Source organism: Burkholderia sp. PAMC 26561, assembly GCF_001557535.2.
Classification (GTDB): Bacteria; Pseudomonadota; Gammaproteobacteria; order Burkholderiales; family Burkholderiaceae; genus Caballeronia.
Genome location: NZ_CP014306.1, coordinates 1,208,181 through 1,229,917 on the forward strand (window position 1 = coordinate 1,208,181; position 21,737 = coordinate 1,229,917).

18 protein-coding genes are annotated in these 21,737 nt (G+C 59.6%); 7 read left to right on the forward strand and 11 right to left on the reverse strand.

The window, feature by feature from the left end:
- Nucleotides 1-45: 45 nt before the first annotated feature.
- Nucleotides 46-564 (forward strand): class IV adenylate cyclase, encoded by a 519-nt coding sequence (locus AXG89_RS05725; RefSeq protein ID WP_062168469.1) that lies wholly within the window; start codon nucleotides 46-48, stop codon nucleotides 562-564.
- Nucleotides 565-570: 6 nt separating this feature from the next.
- Here AXG89_RS05725 and AXG89_RS05730 read toward each other — a convergent pair whose 3' ends face one another.
- Nucleotides 571-1,059 (reverse strand): Lrp/AsnC family transcriptional regulator, encoded by a 489-nt coding sequence (locus AXG89_RS05730; RefSeq protein WP_062168471.1) that lies wholly within the window; start codon nucleotides 1,057-1,059, stop codon nucleotides 571-573.
- A 90-nt stretch (nucleotides 1,060-1,149) separates the two neighbouring features.
- On the opposite strand from AXG89_RS05730, the gene AXG89_RS05735 reads away from it, so the two are divergent.
- The 3 genes from AXG89_RS05735 to AXG89_RS05745 all read left to right on the forward strand — a co-directional run bounded on the left by AXG89_RS05735 (nucleotide 1,150) and on the right by AXG89_RS05745 (nucleotide 4,252).
- Complete coding sequence (locus AXG89_RS05735; RefSeq protein ID WP_062168474.1) at nucleotides 1,150-1,455, forward strand: 4a-hydroxytetrahydrobiopterin dehydratase; 306 nt, start codon at nucleotides 1,150-1,152, stop codon at nucleotides 1,453-1,455.
- Nucleotides 1,456-2,012: 557 nt separating this feature from the next.
- The gene (locus AXG89_RS05740) at nucleotides 2,013-2,699 is read left to right on the forward strand and encodes a response regulator transcription factor (RefSeq protein ID WP_056356328.1); all 687 of its coding nucleotides are present in this window, start codon (nucleotides 2,013-2,015) and stop codon (nucleotides 2,697-2,699) included.
- Between the two features lie 107 nt (nucleotides 2,700-2,806).
- The gene (locus AXG89_RS05745; RefSeq protein WP_062170307.1) at nucleotides 2,807-4,252 is read left to right on the forward strand and encodes a sensor histidine kinase; all 1,446 of its coding nucleotides are present in this window, start codon (nucleotides 2,807-2,809) and stop codon (nucleotides 4,250-4,252) included.
- 55 nt (nucleotides 4,253-4,307) lie between these two features.
- On the opposite strand, the gene AXG89_RS05750 is transcribed toward AXG89_RS05745, so the two are convergent.
- The 8 genes from AXG89_RS05750 to mnmC form a co-directional block, all read right to left on the reverse strand.
- Entirely contained in the window at nucleotides 4,308-4,757 is a 450-nt protein-coding gene (locus tag AXG89_RS05750; RefSeq protein WP_062168475.1) for an SET domain-containing protein, read from the reverse strand.
- Nucleotides 4,758-4,978: 221 nt separating this feature from the next.
- Nucleotides 4,979-6,091 (reverse strand): NADH:flavin oxidoreductase/NADH oxidase, encoded by a 1,113-nt coding sequence (locus AXG89_RS05755; protein ID WP_062168476.1) that lies wholly within the window; start codon nucleotides 6,089-6,091, stop codon nucleotides 4,979-4,981.
- Between the two features lie 412 nt (nucleotides 6,092-6,503).
- The gene (locus AXG89_RS05760; RefSeq protein ID WP_062168477.1) at nucleotides 6,504-7,211 is read right to left on the reverse strand and encodes an MOSC domain-containing protein; all 708 of its coding nucleotides are present in this window, start codon (nucleotides 7,209-7,211) and stop codon (nucleotides 6,504-6,506) included.
- Between the two features lie 16 nt (nucleotides 7,212-7,227).
- Nucleotides 7,228-7,947 (reverse strand): glutamine amidotransferase, encoded by a 720-nt coding sequence (locus tag AXG89_RS05765; RefSeq protein ID WP_062168478.1) that lies wholly within the window; start codon nucleotides 7,945-7,947, stop codon nucleotides 7,228-7,230.
- A 263-nt stretch (nucleotides 7,948-8,210) separates the two neighbouring features.
- Nucleotides 8,211-8,855: a MarR family winged helix-turn-helix transcriptional regulator gene (locus tag AXG89_RS05770; RefSeq protein WP_062168479.1), complete on the reverse strand. Its 645-nt coding sequence runs from the start codon at nucleotides 8,853-8,855 to the stop codon at nucleotides 8,211-8,213.
- Between the two features lie 719 nt (nucleotides 8,856-9,574).
- Nucleotides 9,575-10,690 carry a YbdK family carboxylate-amine ligase gene (locus AXG89_RS05775; RefSeq protein ID WP_062168480.1) on the reverse strand — a complete coding sequence of 372 codons (1,116 nt, stop codon included), beginning with the start codon at nucleotides 10,688-10,690 and terminating at the stop codon, nucleotides 9,575-9,577.
- Nucleotides 10,691-10,777: 87 nt separating this feature from the next.
- The gene (locus AXG89_RS05780; RefSeq protein WP_062168481.1) at nucleotides 10,778-11,980 is read right to left on the reverse strand and encodes a cation:proton antiporter; all 1,203 of its coding nucleotides are present in this window, start codon (nucleotides 11,978-11,980) and stop codon (nucleotides 10,778-10,780) included.
- A gap of 698 nt (nucleotides 11,981-12,678) precedes the next feature.
- On the reverse strand, nucleotides 12,679-14,493 hold the full coding sequence (mnmC, locus tag AXG89_RS05790; RefSeq protein ID WP_062168483.1) for a bifunctional tRNA (5-methylaminomethyl-2-thiouridine)(34)-methyltransferase MnmD/FAD-dependent 5-carboxymethylaminomethyl-2-thiouridine(34) oxidoreductase MnmC: 1,815 nt from the start codon (nucleotides 14,491-14,493) through the stop codon (nucleotides 12,679-12,681).
- Between the two features lie 459 nt (nucleotides 14,494-14,952).
- On the opposite strand from mnmC, the gene AXG89_RS05795 reads away from it, so the two are divergent.
- Complete coding sequence (locus tag AXG89_RS05795) at nucleotides 14,953-15,231, forward strand: HU family DNA-binding protein (protein WP_031364544.1); 279 nt, start codon at nucleotides 14,953-14,955, stop codon at nucleotides 15,229-15,231.
- A gap of 100 nt (nucleotides 15,232-15,331) precedes the next feature.
- On the opposite strand, the gene AXG89_RS05800 is transcribed toward AXG89_RS05795, so the two are convergent.
- Together AXG89_RS05800 and AXG89_RS05805 are read right to left on the reverse strand one after the other, a co-directional pair.
- The gene (locus AXG89_RS05800; RefSeq protein WP_062168484.1) at nucleotides 15,332-16,495 is read right to left on the reverse strand and encodes a GTP-binding protein; all 1,164 of its coding nucleotides are present in this window, start codon (nucleotides 16,493-16,495) and stop codon (nucleotides 15,332-15,334) included.
- A 181-nt stretch (nucleotides 16,496-16,676) separates the two neighbouring features.
- On the reverse strand, nucleotides 16,677-17,123 hold the full coding sequence (locus AXG89_RS05805; protein WP_062170309.1) for a lytic transglycosylase domain-containing protein: 447 nt from the start codon (nucleotides 17,121-17,123) through the stop codon (nucleotides 16,677-16,679).
- A gap of 684 nt (nucleotides 17,124-17,807) precedes the next feature.
- On the opposite strand from AXG89_RS05805, the gene gspD reads away from it, so the two are divergent.
- Complete coding sequence (gspD, locus tag AXG89_RS05810; RefSeq protein ID WP_119024624.1) at nucleotides 17,808-20,252, forward strand: type II secretion system secretin GspD; 2,445 nt, start codon at nucleotides 17,808-17,810, stop codon at nucleotides 20,250-20,252.
- Nucleotides 20,249-21,736, forward strand: coding sequence for a type II secretion system ATPase GspE (gene gspE, locus AXG89_RS05815; RefSeq protein WP_062168485.1), 1,488 nt, complete (start codon nucleotides 20,249-20,251; stop codon nucleotides 21,734-21,736). Before gspD ends, gspE begins: the two co-directional genes overlap by 4 nt.
- The last annotated feature ends 1 nt before the right edge of the window (nucleotide 21,737 follow it).

Here is a 21,737-nt window from a genome sequence, read left to right on the forward strand (position 1 = left end):
TGAGGCTCGCGCTTCTCGCGCCCACGTGAACAGGAATACGCAAACATGGCACGAAACATTGAAATCAAGGCCCGCGCGCATCAGTTCGACCAGCTTCTGGCGCGCGCGGCTGCGCTCGCGACAGAACCGCCGATGATCTATCGCCAGCAGGATTTTTTCTACGATGTGCCGAACGGCCGCCTCAAATTGCGTCAATTCGATGACAACACGCCCGCCGAACTGATCTTCTATCAGCGCGACGACCGCGATGGCCCGAAGGTCTCGTATTACTCGCGCAGTCCGGTGACCAACCCCGAAGCCATGCACGCGCTGCTCGCGCAGGCGCTTAATACGCGCGGTATCGTGAACAAGGAGCGGCACGTCTATAACGTCGGGCGCACGCGGATTCATCTGGATCGCGTCGACGGGCTCGGCGATTTCATCGAACTGGAAGTGCTGCTCGGTCAGGACGACGACGAAGAAAGCGGCGAGAAGGAAGCTGAAGAACTGTTCGCGAAGCTGGGGGTATCGAGTGCGGATCTGGTGCCGGTTGCGTACGTCGATTTGCTTAGCGAACCGGCTTGATCGGGTTCATTCCGGATCTTTGGCCGCGAGATGGCCGAGCGGCAACGGTCCGTTGCGCTTGAACGTGGTCAGCACGATGTTCGAGCGCACGCTGTCCACGCCCGGCACGCGCATCAGCTTCTTCATCACGAAGGTGGACAGTGCGTTCAGATCGGGCGCGACGATGCGCAGCAGGTAGTCGGCGTCACCCACGGTCGCGTGACATTCGAGCACCTCGGGCAAGGTCTCGATCTGCTGCTGGAACTGGTCGATAACCGTATCCCCGTGATGCTTCAGCTTGAGGCTGGTGAATGCGGTCACGCCGAGCCCGAGCTTTTCCGGACGCAGCACGACGCGGTATCCATCGATCACGCCAGTTGCTTCCAGCCGCTGCAGTCGCCTGCCGATCTGCGACGGCGACAGCGGCACTTCCTCGCCCAGTTGCTGGTGCGTGGCGCGGCCGAAGCGCTGCAGGACGTCGAGCAGCGCGAGATCGAAGTGATCGAGGTCGATCATGGAAAAAACCTGCGTTGGATCCGAAAGGACGCAAGCTTACCGCGCCGGGTGCAAGATAACGCATGACCCGGATTATGGAGAATCATCGAAATGATCGAAAAACTCACAGCCAATGAATTGACCGCGCTTCTGAATGAGCTGCCTGGCTGGAAAACCGACGACTCGGCAACGTCCATTCACCGCAGCTTCAAATTCGCCGACTTCAACGAAGCATTCGGTTTCATGACCCGTGTTGCAATCAAGGCGCAGGAGATGGACCACCATCCGGAATGGTCGAACGTCTATAACAAGGTCGAAATCACGCTATCTACACACGAGGCAAAAGGCCTGACTTCGCGCGATGCGAAGCTGGCAAGGTTCATCGGTTCAATCGCGAAAACTGCGGCCGATGCATAAAGACGGTGCCCGAAGCAATCTTATTGCGATAAAACCGTCACCTGCGTATTACAAACGATGACATTCAAAATCCGCAATATTAGGCTGTAAAAAGCGCGCCGCTCGCCCATTCGAAAGCAAAAACGAAGCGGGTTGCAAGACTTTGCCAACGCAGGCTTTCATTCGGAAAGTTGGAGCATAATCAATACGTAAGCTTTTGGAGTGACGCCATGACTTCGAAAGCTTCACTTCGTCGGCAGCACAGAGCGACCCTGTACAATCATCACGCATACGGTTCTGGCAGCGCATTTCGCTTTTGGAAAAGGTCCGACGGGCGCTTTGGAAAAGCAGATAAGCGCGTCAAGAACCGAAGCGGCTTATTCGACGCAAATGGGAATCTGGCGAGTGTCGAGCCGCAATAAAACCGCTGCAAGGCAATGTGCAATGCAGCATTTGGCGTAAGAAGAAAAGGATTGCTGGACTGCCCGTTGGCACCGCGTCACGCAGCATGCGCGAATTCCGGCCGGCAGCCGCAGCGTGCAATCGAGCCTAACCCATATCGTATAAGAGCGACCTCCATGCGAATCCTTCTGATTGAAGATGACCGCCCTATCGCACGCGGCATTCAAAGCAGCCTCGAACAAGCCGGTTTCACCGTCGATATGGTTCACGACGGCATTTTTGCGGAGCAGGCGCTCACGCAAAACCGTCATGAACTGGTGATACTCGATCTCGGCTTGCCGGGTATCGACGGCATGACGCTGTTGTCGCGTTTTCGCCAGGGCAACCGTCACACGCCAGTGATCATCCTGACGGCGCGCGACGAGTTGCATGACCGTGTCCAGGGCCTGAACAGCGGCGCTGACGACTACATGCTCAAGCCGTTCGAACCCGCCGAACTCGAAGCGCGGATTCGCGCCGTAATGCGCCGTAGCGGCCCGCACGGCGATGTGCCGCGTCCGGAAGTATCGCTGGGTGGTTTGCGTTTGTCGGGCGTGGATCGGCGCATCTTCAACGACGAAAAACCGCTCGAACTGTCGCCGCGCGAATTCGCCGTGCTGGAAATGCTGTTGCTGCGTCACGGCCGCGTGGTCAGCAAGGCCCAGTTGCAGGATCACCTCACGCATTTCGGTGGTGACCTGGGCGACACCGCCATTGAAGTCTACGTGCACCGGGTTCGCAAGAAACTCGAAAACTGCCGCGTGGAAATCGTGACGGTGCGGGGCTTTGGCTACTTGCTGCAGGAAATCCGGCCGGCCGCATAAGCGGTTCGTCCGTGGCCAATCAGCCCGACGAGACCACACCCAGCACCTTGCGATTCCCTCCACGGCGCACCGCCGACGAACGTTTCGACCGCGCCGACTGGCTGCACCTGGCGCAGTCGAAAACAACGTCCTCGAGCCAGCCGCCAAGCCTGCGGCGCTCGCTGCTGCGTCGCCTTGCCGCGCCGCTGTCCCTGCTCGCGCTGATGAGCGGCCTGATGGCTTACTGGCTCGCGTGGCAATACACACAGCACGTGGTCGATCGTTCGCTTGCGGACCTCGCCACGGCAATCTCCAAACAGATCCAGCTTGCCGGCGTCGATGCCCCGTTGACGGTGCCGCCGCTCGCCCGCGCCATGTTCTCAGATCCTGTCGAACAGTTGATCTACCGGATCAGCGACGGTGAAAACGAGATCGCCGGCGAAACCGATCTGCCGCTGACCGGCACGAACGTGCGCCGCATTCACTACGCATACGTCTTCGAGACGACCTACCAGGGCACGAGCGTGCGTGCGGCGCAGGTGCGCGTGGATCAGGCGCACGGCAATCCGATCGTGGTTGAAGTCGCACAACGCGTCGGGTCCCGATACCGGATAGCGGTCGAGTTCATGGTCGCGATCATGATGCCGCTGCTACTGTTACTGCTGGCCGGCTGGGTGATCGTCTGGCGCGTGGTGAACCAGCAGCTCAACCCGCTGACCGATCTCGCCGATACCCTCAACCGGCAGACGCATACATCGCTGGAACCGGTCGATGAATCGTTCGTGCCCATCGAGATTCGTCCGCTGACGAGCGCCATGAACGGCCTGCTCGACCGCCTGAAGACGGCGCTCGACGCACAACGCAAATTTATCGCCGATGCCGCCCATCAGCTCCGCACGCCGTTGACTGCCGTGAAGCTGCACGCCGAGCAGGCCGCGAGCGCAAAGGACCCGGCCAAGGTGCTGGAAGCGGTGAAGGAACTGCGGGCATCGGCGGATCGGGCGGTACGATTATCGAATCAATTGCTTTCATTGGCGCGCGCCGAGCCGGGCGAGCAGGCCGCGCGTTTCACCGATTTCGACTACGCCGCGCTCGCATTCGAAACTGGCGCCGAATGGGTTCCACGTGCATTGAACGCGCATGTCGACCTGGGCTTCCAGCGTCTCGACGATCCCGAAAACGAACATCCGCTGACAGTGCGCGGCAATCTCGTGCTGGTGCGCGAGGTGATTGCCAACCTGATTGATAACGCGTTGAAATACGTGCCCACGCACCGCGCGGAAGGCGCGCGCGTGACCGTCACGGTTACGCAGACTATCGACGAAAATGGCCGGAAGGTCGGCGAAATCGTGGTGGAAGACAACGGTCCCGGCGTGCCGCTCGAACAGCAGCCGGACCTTTTCAAGCGCTTCTTTCGTGGCGATGGACACGGCGTGGAAGGCGGCGCCGGACTCGGCCTCGCGATCGTCCACGACATCATGGTCCTGCACGACGGCAGCGTGCATTACGAAAACGCGCCAGCGCCGGAAGGTGGCGCGCGTTTCATCGTGCGGATGCCTTTGAAGTCTGCATAAAAAAACGCCACGGCAAAAAATCTGACGTGGCGTTTCTCCTGGCAACGCAAAATTCCTACTTCTTGAGCGCCAGCATTGTGCCGCGGCATTTCTTCGCGCCGCAGCGGCACTCGTATTCCTTCTTCAGCTTCTTCGTGATGCGACCGTCGATGACGAGACCGTAGTCGTAGTACAGCTCTTCATCTTCCTTGATCGCACGCAGCGCGTGGATGAACACGCGCCCTTCCTTTTCTTCGGCTTCGCAATTCGGTGCGCACGAGTGGTTGATGTAACGCGCGCTGTTGCCATCGACCTTGCCGTCGATCACCTTGCCGTTTTCGAGCGCGAAATAGAACGTATGGTTCGGCTCGTCCGGGTTGTGCGGATGACGGCGCAACGCCTCTTTCCACGAAATGCGTTCGCCCTTGTACTCGATAATCAGCTCGCCCTTGGCGAGTGGCGCAGCGGCGAATACGCCCTTGCCGTGTATGCCCGAACGGCGGACAACGACCCTCCGTGAACTCATCGACTGGATCCTTTAAAACGAATCGGTTTGGCTTAGCAGACGCTTCAACTTTGCCCCGCCCCGGCTTCACGCGAACGGTGACGAACCGGTTTGTGGATTAAAAAAACGCGGCGGCCTGAATGCAAGGCGCCGCGTTGCTTTACTTGCATGGTTGAACGCATGCAGGTGAACATCGGCATCGTACACGCTAGGCGCGCACGAGTTCAACCGCTCATTATTTCTTATCGTTGGCCGAATGAAATATCGCCGAACAACGCCTTCTGGTCACGTGGTTGCGAGCGCCAGTATTGCGGTGGCGCTTCGACGGTCGCACCCATTTGAGCGGCTGCGTGCCACGGCCAGCGCGGATTGTAGAGCAGCCCGCGGGCGAGCGCGACCAGATCCGCCTGACCCGACTCGATAATCTCTTCAGCGTGTTGCGGATCGGTGATCAGACCGACGCCCATGGTGGTCACGCCCGTCGCTTCCTTGATGGCCTTGGCGAACGGCAATTGATAACCCGGCGACAGCGGGATCTTCTGCAACGGCGAGACGCCGCCCGACGATACATCGATCCAGTCGACGTTGTGCTTCTGCAGTTCCTTCACGAACGCAATGGTCTGCTCCAGATCCCAGCCGCCTTCCACCCAGTCCGATGCCGATACACGCAGGCCCACGGGTTTGTCGGCGGGGAATGCGGCGCGCACGGCGTCGAAGACCTCGAGCGGAAAACGCATGCGGTTTTCGAGCGAACCGCCGTATTCATCCGTTCGATGATTCGAAAGCGGCGACAGGAACTGATGCAGCAGGTAACCGTGCGCGGCGTGCACTTCGAGCCCGTCCAGGCCCAGGCGCGCTGCGCGCTTCGCCGTTGCCACGAATGCGTCACGAATGCGGATGAGGCCGGCGGTATCGAGTGCGAGCGGCGGCGTTTCGCCTTCATTGTGTGGAACCGCCGATGGCGCCGATGGCAGCCATCCACCTTCCGACACCGGGATCAACTGGCCGCCGTCCCACGGCGCCGCGCTCGATGCCTTGCGGCCGGCGTGACCGAGCTGCATCGTGATCGCAATGTGCGAATGCTTGCGGATTGCATCGATGACCGGTTTGAGCGCCGCTTCGGTCACGTCGTCCCAGAGGCCCAGGTCGCCTGGGGTGATGCGTCCGTCAGGCTCGACCGCTGTCGCTTCAAGGCACAGCATGCCCGCGCCCGATAACGCCAGGCTGCCCAAGTGGATCATGTGCCATGCCGTTGCCTCACCACGGTCGGCAGAGTACTGGCACATCGGTGATACAACGATGCGGTTCGGAAGCGTCACGCTCCGCAAAGTGAATGGTGAAAACAAGGCACTCATGGAGGGGTTCCGAAGGTGAGGATTGGAGGCGTTTTAGGATAGCACTTCGGTTTTTTCCATGCACAAAGGGGGTCGCTGGCGCTCGGGGGTTTTTGTTGTGGTCGGGGTTGATGCTGGGTTGCTGCTTTTTTGGCCTTCGCGCGTTCCGTTCTAGCTGACTTCTTTAGCACTATTAGCCACTGTGCGTGGCGGCACTTCATTTCTTTTTCCAACGGCGAAAAAGAAACGAAGCAAAGAAAACGCCTCTCAACCGCTAATTCTTAAGTGTCCCGAGCGTGCACTGACAACTGTTTGGTACTTCAGAAGAACGCTCGACGCCATAACCACCAACAGTTGAAACCCTCCCCCTCCGAACACCGATACCCACACGCTTCGCCACCAGTGCCTGTGGCAGTCAACTCGGAAACCTTCTTTACTTTGCGCCTGCGGGGGTGTTCAGGCGCATCGACCAGGATTCTGTTTTGCCACTCTCCAAACGCTTCGCCGCCGTACTCCGCCACGACGGCGTCAACGCCTCAAGGGTCGACATCTCTTCCAATGCCTCCCTGTCATCACGGTCTACATAGAACACACGCAGTAATCGCTCAATACTCCAGTCGGCGTGCGGTCGGGCCAGTCGCTCCACCACGTCACCTGCCGATACTTCGCCCGGTTCAAGTACCCGGTAGTACCAGCCCGTTCGGCGCGTGTCCTGCACGCGTCTCGACATGTCATCGCGGGAAAAATGCAGGTTCAACTTCCAGCACGGCTGGCGCGGCTGCGATACCTGCACAATCACCGTACCAAACCGATACACATCGCCCACGCATACATCTGCTTCATTCAAACCGCTGGTAGATATGTTTTCGCCGAATGCACCCGGCGTATCAAAGCGCATCAAGCCCGCCGATGTCTCCGGCCATTCTTCACGCCACGCGGCGTAATGATCGCGGCTGTAGTGATGCAGCGCTTTTTCCGGACCCCCATGATGCTTGCGCTCGTACTGGTGATCACCTTCAAGGCCGGTCTCGCCTACGTGGGTTCGCACCGCTAACGCTATCTTGTGGATTGCACTGCGCTTGCCATGCGCACCCAGCGGCGCAACCTTGCCTGCAAGCACGGCATCGATAACTGGATTCATTCGTGAGCTCCCTGCTTTATCTGGCGGACTCGAATCTGTCGAGCCATTCACCAAACATCTTGCGTGCCGCACTTTCAAGCGCGGGACCGTGGCGCACTGTATCGGCGCGAAGGGTGATTACGTCAGTGCCGCTTTCCGCCACCTCGCCCGGGTACGCGACAAGCCAGCTTTCGAACCGGTCCACAAGCACCTCCGGATGACATTGCAAACCAAGGACGTGATCGCCCCAACTGAATGCCTGGTTCACGCAGACATCCGTCGATGCCAGCAACGTCGCACCTTCCGGCAGATCGAACGTGTCGCCGTGCCAGTGAAGAACCGGCGTGGACTCGCTGTTTACCTCGAAATGACGCAACGCGGATGCACGGCCGGCATCGGTCAATGTGAGCGGCTTCCAGCCCAGCTCTTTTTGCGCCGCCGGGTAGACCTTCGCGCCCAGTGCGCGAGCAATCAACTGCGCACCCAGACAAATGCCGATTGTGGGCAACCCCGCCTCAATGCGCTTCTTCAGCATCGCCAGCAATGGGTTCAGATGGGGGAAAAGCCTGTCGTCGTATGCGCCGATGGGACCGCCCAGCACGACCATCAACGATGTATCGAGCGGATCAGGCGCCTCGATACGGGCGCGGCCGACATCGAGATATCGCACGAGCTGCCCGCGATCGCCCAGCACCAGTTCCAGACTGCCGAGATCTTCGAAATAGACGTGGCGTATCGCCAGGACTTCACGTTTCATCGGCAGTCATCCAGGATAAGCCGGCAAGCGGAGATCAGAAGGGCCGTGGCCAGTGCGGCGCACGTACAGAAAAAACAGGGTCGGGCGTTGAGCACTTCGATCAGCGCGTCGAAATAGTCTAACCGAGACTCGATTGCTTCGCGCCCGATGCCGAGGATTAGGCGGGAGACAAACGACAAAAGACGGCTCGCGAACGAGAGCCGTCTTATCGAACTGGTCTGATCAAGCAGGACGCCCGAGAAAGGACGTCCGGTCCGGGATGATTACGCAACCTGCGCGAAAATCTTCCAGTTCTTCTTCTGCTTGGCAAGATCGCCTTCTTCATACACCGAACAATCGAGACGCAGGTCGGTGTCGCCCATGTCGATGTTCAGCAAGTTGCAGTGATGCGGCGTCTTCTTGGGGTTCTTGCTCGCTTCAAGATGCGTGCAGCTCAGACACATGCGGTGCGGCGGAATCTGCTGCACAACTTCGAGTTGTCGAATGGTCTTGAGCAAGCTCCGGTACAACTGCGTCTGTTCATCGGCTTTCAGCGTGCCGACAGCCTTCGTCAGGAACTCCGGCCACACCAGCGCCTTCTTTGCAGCAGTCCGTCCGCGCGCGGTCAGGCGCACGGCAAGCGCACGGCCGTCATCGAGCGCACGGCGCTTTTCGACTAGGCCCTTGCTTTCCAGCGTGCTGACAGCGTCGCTGGTGGTGGCGGCGGTCAGCGCGGTTTCCCGCGCGATCTCGCCAAGCCGCATCGGCCCGCGCCGCTGCATCAGCAGCACCAGGATCTCACCCTGGGTCGGCGTGAGTCCCGCACCCTCGGCCCATTCCCATGCCTGGCTGCGCATTGCCGTGCTCAACCGCAGCAAGCCGTGGGTCACCCGCCCTGTAGCCTGCTCTCCGTATACGCCTTCGCTCATAGTCGTTCGCTTCGTCTTTCTTGATGCTTATCTGATGTTCGGCAGCAGCTTTGAACACCGGCAAAACGTCAGACCCCGCTCGTTTTGCCCAAGCCGCTGCTGGCTCGATCGCCGGCTAGTCCAACCGGCGAATCCTAACTTATCTACAACCGTCTCAAAATTCGGACGAACCACGCGATGCTACTCGTTCGTCGTCCGGATCATGCTTTGTGTTTCTTTGCGCCGCCTAATTTGCCAAGTCGCGCGCTCTCTTTATTTTCACCGGCTTACTACAACCCCCCGGTAAGCCAGCCTCGGCAAACGACATTCTAAGCGAGGCGGAACAAACGTACACCTTACTTATTCACGAAAGCGTGTGGATAAGGCAGTGGATAACCGCATTATCCGATGTGCGCCGATTCTTGATAACCCCGCGTCCGTGAAAAACGTCTCGTGTGTTATCCCGTGTTCCCCGCGCCCGCGCAAGCTTTCGCCTTATGGTTATGCGCACTCCAAACTGTTGAGTAAACGACGTTTTTGACGGTTGTCCACAGAAAAGGGCGTTGCTTGTTAACTACTATTACGTATGTATACGACTTCGTGACGGTAAACCTTAGAGACGGGTTATCGGCTTGAAGATTGTCTGAATGTGATTATTTGCCGCAAATCATATCGACGAAAAAAAACCCGCCGGTCAGCGGGTTCGTACAGGAGTTTTGATGCTTCCTTGCGGATCTCCTTCATTCCCGCCACTGCAGGCATTGCTGACGAACAGCTTCGTGCAGCGAACGTTCGCGGTCGAAAACACCGCGTAGCCAGGTCGCGTCGTTCATGTTGCTGCGCGCGATATCGCCGACCTGGCGCAGCGCTTCGTTTGAACCAAGGGCATCGGCGTGAGGCGCAATGAGATCGAGCGTGGCAAGGATGTCTTCCGCGATCGTGCGCCGTTCGCCCGACTGCGGATCGATGCAACTGCCTTCCAGGCCAAAGCGGCACGCCTCGAACCGGTTGAACGTGTAGACGAGGTAATCGTCTTCTTTCAACGTCAACGGCTTGTCGAGCAGCAGATATCGCGCGAGCGTCTGGATATAGCACGCAATCGCCGCCGCGCGATCCACCGACAAAGGCGTATCCATCACACGCACTTCGATGGTTCCGAAACCCGGCTTCGGCCGGATATCCCAGTAGAAATCCTTCATGCTGTTGACCACGCCGGTGCTGACCATCTTCGAGAAATATTCCTCGAAGCTGTCCCAGGTCAGCGTGAACGGCGCGCGGCCCGACAGCGGAAACGCAAACACGGAGTTCAGGCGTGCGGAATGAAAGCCGGTATCGACGCCCTGCACATACGGCGACGAAGCCGACAACGCAATGAAATGCGGAATGTAGCGCGACATGGAGTGCAGCAGGAACAGCGCGCTGTCCGGGTCCGGGCAGCCAATGTGCACGTGCTGGCCGAACACGGTGAACTGCTTCGCCAGATAACCGTAGAGCTCGGAAAGGTACTGAAAGCGCGGGGTATCGAAGATCTGGCGGTCGCTCCACTGCTGGAAGGCGTGCGTGCCACCGCCACACAGCCCGACGTTCAGGTGGTCAGCAGCGGCCACGAGCGTGTCGCGGATCTTGTGGAGGTCGGTTACGGCCTGTTCATGCGTCGTACAGATGCCCGTGGACAACTCGATCATGCTTTCCGTGATCTCCGGCGTGATGCTGCCAGGAATCTTTTCGTCCTTGACGAGACGCATCAGGTCGGACGCGGCCTTGGTCAGGTCGTAATCGTGCGTGTTGACAACCTGGATCTCGAGTTCGACGCCGAACGTGAACGGCTCCGAATTGATGAAAGGTTCGAGTGACATGGTGCCTCTTGATTGACAAAGCCTTGTTAAAGCAACTACGCCAGCGATTTATTGCAGCGACTTGTTACACCAACTTGTTTGATCGACTTACTCGCGCCGCTCGCCGACCGCCGACAAGCTTCGGTACACCAGAAACGGCGTCACGATCTGCAGTATGACGATCGAACACATCACGATCGCGCGCAGGGTCGGGTCGTAATCGGGATACAGAACGTACATATCGTCGACGAGAAGATAGGCGAGCGCCGACATGGGCGTGAGCGCCACGCCGAGCGCCGCGCCCTGCTTCCAGTTCAGCCCGCTGGGTTTCGCGAAGATCAGCACGCCGGCCAGCTTGCCGATGAACCGCGCCACGATAAGCGCCAGCGCCGCCACACCACCAAGCGCGATATCGCGCCATTCGAACGCGGTGAGCGTCAAAGCAAACAGGATCACGGTGAGCAGCCAGCCGGCCGTGCCGAAGTGCGTTGGCCAGAGCTGCGGCCGCTCATTCGAATTCTTCACGATGATGCCGGCCGCCAGCAGCGCAAGAATGGTCGACAGCTTGAAGATGTGCGCGATCGCAATCGCCAGCAGCACGAGGCCGAACAACGCGACGAAAGAATGTTCGTCGTTGGTGTTCAGCCGTCGGTACAACAGGTTGCACGCAAGTGCGAGACCGAGCGCAAGAACGAGTGAACCGAGCAGCAAATAAAGCGGCTGCACGATGGTCGCAAGCGTATTGCCGTAGATCTCCTGGTGCAGCACGCCGGCCGCGAGCTTTTCGACGACCACGGCGTACATGCTGTTGAGCGCAGTCAGCGTCAGGAGGCGCTGCGTGACCTGACCTTCGGCGCGCAACTCGGTGCGAAGCTGGATCACCATTGCCGGTGAAGTCGCCATGGCGATTGCCGCGACCACGATGGACGGCATTATCGGTACTTTGCACAGCGTCAGCGCAATCAGGACGAAGCCAAATGTCAGCGTGCTTTCAGCAATGCTCGACAAGATCAGATAGGGATTACGGCGAATCCAGCGCAAATCGAGCCGGCTGCCGAGTTCGAACAGGAGCAGTCCGAGCGCTACATCGAGCAAAGGTCGCGAAAGACCCGCAGAACTGCCATCGATAACACCAAAACCCGCATTTCCCGCAATCAGACCGATGACGGCATATCCGGTAATCCGCGGCAAACGCCAGGCGCGCCATAACAATTCGCCACAGAGGCCAGCCGCCAGGAGCGCGAGCCCGGCCCAGAAAATGGCATCGGGTGTGAGCGGCCAGACGGGTAGGAATGAAAAGGCCGACTTCATCTTGAGGAATTCTCCTTCGCAGCTAGTGCGGATGGGCGGTAAAGGGACGTTTCGTCGCGGCGTGCGCTACCTGATGCGCAACCAGTTCCCGGACCGCGAGTCGTTGCGTTTGTTGTTACGTATGGCCGGTCCGACACGTGGGTCAAATGGCCCGGCTGCTGAGTTCACAGCGTGGGTGACCGCTGCGCGCGTTGGCGCGATCCCGCCAAGCGACGTGCCGGCGAAGCGGCTAAACGAAAGAACGGCGATTGTGCCATAGCTCTTGGCCTCGACTGCGCATGCCCGGCGAGCGTCGAACTGAAGCGGTAACAATGAATTTCCGCATTTGCACTTAAGGAAATTCCTACCGTGAAATCGCGATGCTGGATTGTCGAAACGGGTGTTTTCCCACTTTCTGCGCTGCCGATGACGTCTGTTTTAAGGTTTACAAGTTTTGTTTATATATACGTAGTAGTAGTTAACAAGGACGGCGCTTTTCTGTGGATAACCCTGTTTTCGTCATTGTTAACAGCTGCTTGCAGAGCGCACAAGCGCGCCGTGAAGGTGTGCGCGCCAAAGGGCCAACTCCGAACAACTTTTGCGCAATTTGGCTGCCGGCCAAGTTGTCCCGTTTACGCCCACAGCGAGTACACAGCCCATTCGCGTGAAATTCGACGACTTATCCACAGGGTGCAGTGGAAAAGGTTTTCATCGCTGAGTTAAGTGAATTCGCCTTGTCGCAATGCGCGTAGAAGGAATCGTGCGGGGTCGACGGAATCGGCGAGTTCACGCTCGACCGGCCAGGGTTCGCCTTCCAGTTGCGCCGCGATCAGTTCGGCGGCGAGCGCGGACCAGATCAGGCCGCGCGACCCGAAGGCAAACGCGCCATACAGGCCCGGCTTGCGCGGCAGGTCGAGCGGCCACGCACCCGAAAGACGGGCGGCGTCCGAGCGGGCGGCGGGTTCATCGGCGAGAGAACCGATCATCGGCATGCGATCGCTGGTGACCGAGCGGAATGCAACGCGGCCATTTAACGAGACAGGGTCCGGTGCGAACCCGTTCAACGCCGGCAGCATCCTGGCCACGCGTTCCAGATTTTCGATATGACCCGAGGGCTCGACAAGTGGGTTGGTATCGTCGATATCGTAGGTCGCACCTGTGAGCGTGGTGTGCTGATCGAGCGGCACGGCGTAGCCATCGCCGACGATAGGCACGCGCAGGCCGTCGAGCGGGCTGCGCTCCAGGAGCGTGAGCTGTCCGCGCACGCCGCGCGTCGGCTGGCCGTGGAGGCCCGCCAGACGTTGTGCGTCACCGGCGTTCGCGAGGATCACAACCGGCGCTTCAGCGATAAACCGGCCGGTTGTATCGAAGGCCGTCCATAAGCCGTTTTTGTGTTCGATCCGTCCGACATCCGTATCGAACCGCGATGTAAGCCGGTCGCCCGCGACAGCGCATTGCGCCGCGCACACGGCCGCCGGCGAAATCCAGCCGCCGCGAGGGAAAAACCATCCTGCGCGCGCTACCGGCTGGCCGGCGAGACGCGAGGCGTCGTGTTCATCGACCGCGCGGACGTAGGCAGGCGGCAATCCGAAGCGCGTGATCGCAGCCGCGATGGCGCCGGCGTCCTCCGCGGAATCGGCGATCTGCAAAAGGCCGGCGTGGCTGCGCTTGAGGTCGTGGCCGTGTTGTTCGAGCACTGACCATCGATGCAATGCATAGAGGAATCCAGCGCGCGTGAGACGGGCGGCAACGCTGTCGTCGCGCCAGACGATCGGGTGGAACACACCGGCTGGGTTGCCGGACGCATCGCGGGCGGGGCTTTCATGCCGGTCGATCAGCGTGATCCGCCATCCACGCGATGCCAGCCGCTCAGTGATCGCGCAGCCGCCCAGCCCGGCGCCGATCACCATCGCGTGGCGCGAGTCCTCATGCTCAGTCGAGGCAAGGGCGACCGGCGGTTCATGCCGCCGCACGCGCCAGCGCGGCGCGAAGCGCGCGGTCACATGCTGGGAGGTTTCATCGATTGTGAAGCCCGCGTCGTTCAACGCGCGTGCCAGTTGCGGATTGGAATCGGCATAAAGCGTGGCCTGATCGCCGGAAATGCGCGCCAACGCCTTGGCAATAAACGGCAGCTTCTCGCCGGACGCGCCGCTATGAAGATAGAACGAATCTGCGCGCATCCATAACTTCGGCAACACGCTTTCTGCATCGCCCGCGGCGAGGGTCAGCACGACGCGCCCATCGTCAAATTCCAGCCGATGAATACCAGCCACCGGCATAGGCCAGTTATCGGTCAGAAGCTGGGACAGGGCCGGGTGGTCGGTGAAAATGCCAAGCGCATTCATCGATTCCATTTCCACAAGCGCCACGAAATGCAACCGCTCGCAGCGCTGCGGATCGTCGCGCCACGTGCTCCACGTATCGATAAACCGCCGGCCGGCATCGAACAGCGTCTCAAATATCGTGAATTTCCGACGTCCGGCCCAGCGCGAACGGTCGTGGAAAAGGGGCGCGTTACGCGCTGTATCGTTCATGCAATTGTTTGAAACCCAGCTAATAAGATGAACCGTGGAACACTCGCAAATCGACCTATTTCACGGGCTCCGGGATGTCTGTTCGCGCCCCGGGAAGCCAATAGGGGCAAGGCTTTGCGTTCAATCCGGATGAACATTTATATAACCGTTGGCAAAAACCAACGACGTCTGGCTGGCGCTGAGCAAAATGATTGCTTGCAGGTGCAAATTCAAAGCAAAGGTTTGCGCCCCTGCCGGATCATGCGTAAATCTTCGAAACCCTTGTCCTGATTGGGTTTGCGCTGCATTATGATAACAACCGCCGAGTACGGAGGTGGCCGGGCTGTCGAAGGTTGAGGGTTTGCCGGAACAGCGGGTCAGGGAGCTGAACCCGCGCCAGTACTCGACTGCAAGGCCCGCGCACGTATAATCGGCGCGTTCGCGCTGTTCGTGTCAACCTAAACTGATAAAGGAACCTTAATGAATAAACAGGAACTGATCGACGCCGTGGCCGCTCAGACCGGCGCCAGCAAGGCTCAAACCGGCGAAACGCTGGACACGTTGCTCGAAGTGGTCAAGAAGGCTGTCTCGAAGGGCGACGCCGTGCAGTTGATTGGCTTCGGCAGCTTCGGCTCGGGCAAGCGCGCAGCGCGCACCGGCCGCAACCCGAAAACCGGCGAATCCATCAAGATTCCGGCAGCCAAGACCGTCAAGTTCACGGCTGGCAAGGCATTCAAGGACGCAGTGAACAAGCGGTAAGTCGTAGCCGATTGTCCGCGCTGAACCGTAGTTCAGCGCACGTAACCCGTACGGGCATCAGTCGCCGGCGGGTTTTTTTTCGTCTCGTGCTTTGTGGTGGTCAGTGGTCATGTCCGTGCGCGCCGCAATCGCAGTCATCGCCGTGATCGTGGTCGTGGTCGTGCTCATGATCGTCATCGTCCATTTCCCACGATGGAAACGGATCGCCGAATGCAGCCCACGCCTCTGCGCCTTGCGACCATTCTGAGTCAGTGAGCAGGCAGGCGTCGAAGACGCTGCGCCAGTGCGTTTCATCCAGCGCCGTGCCGATCATGGCCAGTTCCTGACGCCGGTCGCCAATGCTCATGTCGTCCGCGTCGCCAAACCAGTCGGCCGCGATCTCGGCTTCGAGTTCGGCGTCGCCAGTCGGCCATTCGCTGCGATCCTGAGCAGCCCACCACATGCCCGCGGGACCATGACGCAGCGCGCTGCCGGCTTGCGAAAGCGATCCGCCGATATCGCTGCGCGTTGCGAGCCAGAAGAAGCCTTTCGACCGCAATACGCCGGTCCATTCCCGGTGCAATAGCGACCAGAGCCGTTCAGGATGAAACGGCCGCCGCGCCCGATACACAAAGCCGCTGATACCGGACTCATTTTCGGGAACCAGCGGCGTGGCGTCCGGCTCCGCGTTCAACATTTCGAGCCAGCCGGGCGCGCTCGATGTTGCGTCGAAGTCGAAACGGTCGGTATTCACCACGTCTTTCAACGGCACGACGCCGAACTGCGCATCGATCAACACGGCGCGCGGGTTGAGCGCGTGCAGCGTGTCGCGCAGCTCGGTCAACGCAGGCGCACCGATGAGGTCCGTCTTGTTGATCACGATCACATCGCAGAATTCGATCTGAGCGACGAGCGTTTCCACCACTGTGCGATCGCCTTCGTCATCGTGGCCGAGCATGTCCGTCGATGCGAAATCGCGCTGGAAGTTTTGCGCGTCGACCACGGTCACGACGGTGTCGAGACGGGCGATGTCGTTATCGAAGACGAGGTTTTCGGCGATGTTCTGCGGATCTTCCTGGCCCGATGCTTCGACCACGATTGCATTGAATCCATGTCCGGCTGCGACACGGGCGATCTCATCCGAAAGACCACCGGTTTCGCCCGATACCACCGCGATGCGCGAACCGCCGTGATCGGCGCTAGCGGAGAGCAAATGGCTGACGAGCGTAGTCTTGCCTGCGCCTGGCAAACCGGCAAGCACGGTGACTGGCAATGGTTGGTTCATCGCGATGGCATCGAAAGAAAGGCGCGATTTCGCGCGCGCGGCCGCGGACGACGCGGGGCGCTTTCAAGAAAGATCGCTTGTTCAGACAGCGAGCTGGAACGCGGAATTGTGCATCAAACGCGGCTGGAATGCCGCGCCACGCGATGAAATATGATTGAACTGAAAAGGAAATTCAGAAGACCTAGCGCGATGCGGTCAGCAGTTTCCACTTGCCGAGAATGGCGATGATGTCTTTTGAATACTGATCACGCAACGTTGGCGTTTCCGAGTGGTAAGCGCCAACTGCCTGCCAGGTATTGCCATACTTGTTCATCTTCTGGCGCAAATGCCACGCCGCTACGTACACTGATTTGCACGGTTCCATCAGCGTGGTGGTCGAGATGCCGTATTGCGCGAGCTGGCCCAGGTGAATGGAGTTGATCTGCATCAGACCGTAATCAATCGAACCATTCGCATTCTTGTTCATGGCGTCCGGCTTGTTGTGCGACTCCTGCCATGCAATCGCCCGCAGGATCAACGGGTTCACTTTCTGGTACTTGGCGGCTTCGTCAAAGCAGTCCGCGTGCGCAGGCGCGGCCACAAGCAGGCCGGAAAGTCCAAGCGCAAGAAATTGCAACACAAGTTTCATCATTGTCAGTTCCACTCAATCAACAGCATGCGAAATATCGATACGCATTCGCACGCCGTTTTTGTTTTGCAAGGCTCGCAAGACAACGTCGCGGGCGCCCGGCAAAGCTGGGTAAGGCGGGGTAACACTAGGTAAGGTACTGAAAACACGGGAAAACCCACCCGCACGAAGCGCATCCGTCACGCCGTTCCGCCCGTATCATACCGGCAGACTATTGCGTTTTAAATTCGGCCGTCCGACATACGCCAGCCGAACGACGCCAAGAACGTCAAATTTTTTTGCAAGCAAAGGTTTCATGTGATCTTTGCTTTATAGGCGGCTTAGACTGCAACTCATCGCCTAAATAAGGGAAGCGGCAAAAATATGACGATTCTTAAGCCCTTGTGGCAGTAAGGATGACAAAAAAGCGACAGAAAGATTGAGGAAAATTTACTTTCATCCGATGGAACTGTTTGATCCTTCAGGTGTTTTTGAAAATTACGTGTCGTCAGCCAATCGATAGTGCTTTTGTGACAAAACCGACATCAAAAGCTGCTATGGTTCACGTTTTTGGGATATGGCATTGCCCGGGCACCGGCCCTGGAAACGTTCGCATCGGATCATCGTGGCGGTAAAAGTGTCGAATTGACGCTAAAAGCGGTGGACCGGACGCAACGTTATCAGCAGGTCTAGACATCACACTCCATGAGAAGAAAACGTATTGCATTGCGTCGCGCGGCGACGGCCTTGCTGGTGGCTGGTCTTGTCACTACGCAACTCGCGCACGCACAAGTGACACTCAATTTCGTCAATGCGGATATCGATCAGGTCGCGAGAGCGATCGGCGCCGCGACGGGAAAAACGATCATCGTCGACCCTCGGGTCAAAGGGCAGTTGAACCTGGTCTCGGAGAATCCGGTACCGGAGGACCAGGCCTTGAAGACGCTGCAGTCCGCATTGCGGATGCAGGGCTTCGCGCTCGTGCAGGATCACGGAGTACTGAAGGTCGTGCCGGAAGCCGATGCCAAGCTGCAGGGCGTCCCGACTTACATTGGCAACGCGCCGACCGCGCGGGGCGACCAGGTCATCACGCAGGTCTTCGAACTGCATAACGAATCGGCCAACAACGTGTTGCCGGTGTTGCGGCCGCTGATCTCGCCCAACAACACTATCGCCGCTTATCCGGCGAACAACACGCTGGTCGTGACCGATTACGCCGACAACGTGCGGCGTATCGGCAGCATCATCGCGGGTATCGATACAGCGGCGGGCCGTCAGGTCGACGTCGTCACGCTGAAGAATGCAAACGCGCTCGATGTCGCCGAGCAGATGAGCAAGCTTCTGGATCCCGGTTCGATCGGCAGCACCGACGCCACGCTGAAAGTCACCGTCACCGCCGACTCACGCACGAACTCGCTGTTGCTGCGCGCCTCCAGCAGCGCCCGGCTCGAGGCCGCGAAGACGCTTGCGCGCAAGCTCGATTCCGCGACCACGCAGCCCGGCAACATGCATGTGGTGACGCTGCGCAACGCGGACGCCACGCGGCTTGCGAAAACCTTGCGCGCAATGATGGGCAAGGGCGGCGACAGCTCGTCGTCATCTTCGTCGGGATCGGGGTCGTCGAGCAACTCTGGCGGATCGTTCGGACAGAACAGCGGTTCCAGCTCGTCAACCGGCACGAACGGCTTGCCGCCGTTGCCGGGCGGCCTGGGCGGCAGCAGCTCGGCATCGAGCAGCAACCCGATGGGCGGCGGCGGTCAGAGCAGCGACAAAGGTTTTGGCAACAACAATAACGACAGCAGCAGCAACGATCAGCCCGGAAACGGCATGATCCAGGCCGATACATCCACGAACTCGCTGATCATCACGGCGTCGGACCCGGTGTATCGCAACTTGCGCGCAGTGATCGACCAACTCGATGCACGCCGTCCGCAGGTCTATATTGAAGCGCTGATCGTGGAGCTTTCGGCCACGACGGGCGCAAACCTCGGGATTCAGTGGCAGGGCGCGCTGCTTTCGAACAGCGGAAACAACGGCGTTTACGGTGGTACGAGCTTCGGCACGGGAACGAGCAACATTGTGGACCTGACCGCCGCCGCGTACGCCGCCGGCAGCAATCCATCAGCGCTGGCAGGACAGACCGGGCTGCTTTCGCAGGGCTTGAACATCGGCTTGTTGCACAAGTTCGGCAACTTCTTCGGCCTTGGCGGTTTGCTGCAGGCGCTGTCGACATCGGCGGATGCGAACATTCTTTCCACGCCTAACCTCATCACGCTCGACAACGAGGAAGCGAAGATCGTGGTCGGCCAGAACGTTCCGGTCGTGACCGGTTCGTACGCCACGCCGACGGCGAACACGGGCACGTCGGTGTCCGCGTTCAACACGTTCGATCGACGCGATGTAGGCGTGACGCTGCACGTGAAGCCGCAGATCACGCAGGACGGCATCCTGAAGCTCCAGCTTTATCAGGAAGATTCCAGCGTCGATACCACCACGACCAACAATCCCGGCGGCGTGACCATCAATACACGTTCCATCCAGTCGACCATTCTTGCCGATGACGGCGAGATCGTCGTGCTGGGCGGCTTGATGCAGGATCAGTACAACACGAGCAACAGCAAGATTCCGTTGCTTGGCGACATTCCATGGATTGGGCAGTTGTTCCGCAGCGAGCAGAAGACGCGGACGAAAACCAACCTGATGGTGTTCCTGCGTCCGGTGATCGTGCGCGACCAGGCTACGAGCTCGCAGATTTCGAACGATCGTTACGACAACCTGCGTCAGCAACAGTACAACTCGATCTCCGATAACCGCATTGAGAAGGATCGCGATGTTCCTGTCCTGCCGCCGGCGCCGATTGGTCCGAGTCAGGGCGGCGTGCCATCGAAGAACCTGTTCGACTGGAACAACATGACGCGATCGCCGTCGCAAGGCGGCAGCGCGACCTTGCCGCAAGCGGCGCCGCCAAAAGGCCAGCAGCAGCCGCTCGAGCAGCAATATCAGGGGCAACCGCAATACCAGGGGCAACAACAGCCGTATCAACAGCCGCCGCAGCCGCAACAGCCCGCGAACGTGAACAACTACGCTGTGCCGAACAACAATCCGGCGCCGGGCGTGCCGCTCAATGGCGACGCAGGAGCCAAGCCGTGAGTACGTTGAACCTGTCCGCATCGAATGTCGCCACGAGTGTTCCGTCGCCGCTTGCGGCCCGGCTGATTCCGTACGCGTTCGCGCGCACGGGGCAGATCCTCGTCGCGCACCAGCATGCGGACAGCATCGAGGTATGGATCAGCGATAAAACCAGCGACGCCGCACTCGCCGAAGTCGCGCGAAACTTCGGCGCTGTGTCGATCGTGCGTTTGCCGGTGGACGAGCTTTCGGCGGCGATCAACTCGGCCTACGCGCGCAACGACGGCAGCGCGGCGCAGGTCGTTGGCGAAGTGGAAGGCGAAGTCGATCTGTCGCGGTTGATGCAGGACATTCCCGAGATCGAGGATTTGCTCGAGTCGGAAGACGACGCGCCGATCATCCGCATGATCAACGCGCTGCTGACGCAGGCGGCGCGCGAACAGGCATCGGATATTCATATTGAACCGTTCGAGACGTCGTCCGTCGTGCGTTTTCGCGTCGATGGCACCTTGCGCGACGTCGTGCGCCCGAAGAAAGCACTGCATGGCGCGCTGATCTCGCGGATCAAGATCATGGCGCAACTGGACATTGCCGAAAAACGCTTGCCGCAAGACGGACGGATCACGTTGCGCGTGGGCGGCCGTCCAGTCGACGTGCGCGTATCCACCTTGCCGACCGGTCACGGCGAACGCGCGGTGCTGCGTCTGCTGGAAAAAGACGCGCAACGCCTGAACCTCGAAACGCTCGGCATGGCGCGCGATACGCTGGTGCACTTCGACAAGCTGATCGGCCGTCCGCACGGCATCGTGCTCGTAACGGGACCGACCGGTTCCGGCAAGACAACCACGCTTTACGCCGCCATGTCGCGGCTCGAGACGGCGACCACCAACATCATGACGGTGGAAGATCCTATCGAGTACGACCTGGGCGGGATCGGCCAGACGCAGGTGAACGAGCGCATCGGCATGACCTTCGCGCGTGCGTTGCGGTCCATTTTGCGGCAGGACCCGGACATCATCATGATCGGGGAAATCCGCGATCTGGAGACGGCGCAGATTGCGGTGCAGGCATCGCTCACGGGTCACCTCGTGCTCGCGACGCTGCACACGAACGACGCGGCATCGGCGGTGACACGTCTCACCGATATGGGCGTCGAACCGTATTTGCTGGCGTCGTCGCTGCTGGGCGTTCTGGCGCAGCGGCTCGTGCGCCAGTTGTGTCCGGTGTGCAAGGAACAGCGTACCGAAAACGGCCATATGCACTGGCATGCGGTCGGCTGCGATAAATGCGGCAACTCGGGATATGCAGGACGTCGCGGCGTGTACGAACTGCTGCTGCTGGACGACGCGATCCGTGCGCTGATTCACCGCAATGCATCGGATGCCGAAATTTTGACGGCCGGTCGCGAAAATGGCATGCGCACGCTGCGTGAAGACGGGAACCGATGGTTGGCGACTGGCGCGACTTCGCTGGAAGAAGTGCTGCGCGTGACGGGCGGAGATTAGA

What these genes read in the sequence shown, in the direction of transcription:
- AXG89_RS05735 (WP_062168474.1), top strand. Translation starts at nt 1,150, where the DNA reads ATGATCGAAAAACTCACAGCCAATGAATTGACCGCGCTTCTGAATGAG.
- AXG89_RS05795 (WP_031364544.1), top strand. Translation starts at nt 14,953, where the DNA reads ATGAATAAACAGGAACTGATCGACGCCGTGGCCGCTCAGACCGGCGCC.
- AXG89_RS05730 (WP_062168471.1), bottom strand. Translation starts at nt 1,059, where the DNA reads ATGATCGACCTCGATCACTTCGATCTCGCGCTGCTCGACGTCCTGCAG.
- AXG89_RS05740 (WP_056356328.1), top strand. Translation starts at nt 2,013, where the DNA reads ATGCGAATCCTTCTGATTGAAGATGACCGCCCTATCGCACGCGGCATT.
- AXG89_RS05800 (WP_062168484.1), bottom strand. Translation starts at nt 16,495, where the DNA reads ATGAACCAACCATTGCCAGTCACCGTGCTTGCCGGTTTGCCAGGCGCA.
- gspD (WP_119024624.1), top strand. Translation starts at nt 17,808, where the DNA reads ATGAGAAGAAAACGTATTGCATTGCGTCGCGCGGCGACGGCCTTGCTG.
- AXG89_RS05780 (WP_062168481.1), bottom strand. Translation starts at nt 11,980, where the DNA reads ATGAAGTCGGCCTTTTCATTCCTACCCGTCTGGCCGCTCACACCCGAT.
- AXG89_RS05750 (WP_062168475.1), bottom strand. Translation starts at nt 4,757, where the DNA reads ATGAGTTCACGGAGGGTCGTTGTCCGCCGTTCGGGCATACACGGCAAG.
- AXG89_RS05775 (WP_062168480.1), bottom strand. Translation starts at nt 10,690, where the DNA reads ATGTCACTCGAACCTTTCATCAATTCGGAGCCGTTCACGTTCGGCGTC.
- mnmC (WP_062168483.1), bottom strand. Translation starts at nt 14,493, where the DNA reads ATGAACGATACAGCGCGTAACGCGCCCCTTTTCCACGACCGTTCGCGC.
- AXG89_RS05755 (WP_062168476.1), bottom strand. Translation starts at nt 6,091, where the DNA reads ATGAGTGCCTTGTTTTCACCATTCACTTTGCGGAGCGTGACGCTTCCG.
- AXG89_RS05770 (WP_062168479.1), bottom strand. Translation starts at nt 8,855, where the DNA reads ATGAGCGAAGGCGTATACGGAGAGCAGGCTACAGGGCGGGTGACCCAC.
- AXG89_RS05805 (WP_062170309.1), bottom strand. Translation starts at nt 17,123, where the DNA reads ATGAAACTTGTGTTGCAATTTCTTGCGCTTGGACTTTCCGGCCTGCTT.
- AXG89_RS05760 (WP_062168477.1), bottom strand. Translation starts at nt 7,211, where the DNA reads ATGAATCCAGTTATCGATGCCGTGCTTGCAGGCAAGGTTGCGCCGCTG.
- AXG89_RS05765 (WP_062168478.1), bottom strand. Translation starts at nt 7,947, where the DNA reads ATGAAACGTGAAGTCCTGGCGATACGCCACGTCTATTTCGAAGATCTC.
- AXG89_RS05725 (WP_062168469.1), top strand. Translation starts at nt 46, where the DNA reads ATGGCACGAAACATTGAAATCAAGGCCCGCGCGCATCAGTTCGACCAG.